Here is a 730-nt window from a genome sequence, read left to right as displayed (position 1 = left end):
GACTTCATTATTAATGAGTAAGATAAGGAGTAATTTTTAGAGGTTTATCGCAGGTGCAGGTAAAAATAGTGTTATCAAATAAAAAGGAGCCGTTATTATGTTGTTTAATCCAGTAAACAAAAGAGAAAAAGCAATGATCGATTTCTTAGTCAATACTGAATATGATTCGACAAGACCGATGGGCAATGTTGCTTTGAGTGGTATAAACATGCTTATTGGTGATTGGATAGTTGGCTTAAAATCAGAAACTGAGGTTATCCTACCTAGTCGTATCGAATGGTTGCAAATGGCTATTAATTCAGATGAAAGACTTAGAAATAGTTATGGAGACGATGCGTTTTTCCATAAATATAATTTATATAAACATCTAGCACTTGCAAAATGGCTCTATACAGGAGTAGATAGCCAAGTGGATTGGCAACATGCCAGAGTTATTTTCGCTGACAACTATGTCTCTGGAGATTGGTATGAAAAAAGAAAGTTTAGAACTGATGCTTTAGATGACTATTTAGCCTTATGTATCCAAGCAGAAAGTTATCAAGCTGGAATTGATGAATTTGAAAAGTATCACGGACAGAAAAAGATTTCGCTAAAAACAAAAGTGATAACTCCTAGAGATTATGGTTATTTAGTTTGTCAAAACAAGCTAAACCCAGTTCATGACGATGCAACTATGATTGAGTTAGGTAGGAAGATGCTTGTAGCTAATTTGGAAGATCACCCATGGCTA

1 protein-coding gene is annotated in these 730 nt (G+C 34.7%); it reads left to right on the top strand.

The window, feature by feature from the left end; genetic code table 11:
* Positions 1–97: 97 nt before the first annotated feature.
* Positions 98–730, top strand: a 633-nt coding sequence (locus ACS8FC_RS17255; RefSeq protein ID WP_439297685.1) for a hypothetical protein, incomplete at its 3' end; no start/stop codon positions are given.

Source organism: Psychrobacter sp. 1Y4, from assembly GCF_051847555.1.
This window is presented reverse-complemented; position numbering and strand designations above follow the sequence as displayed.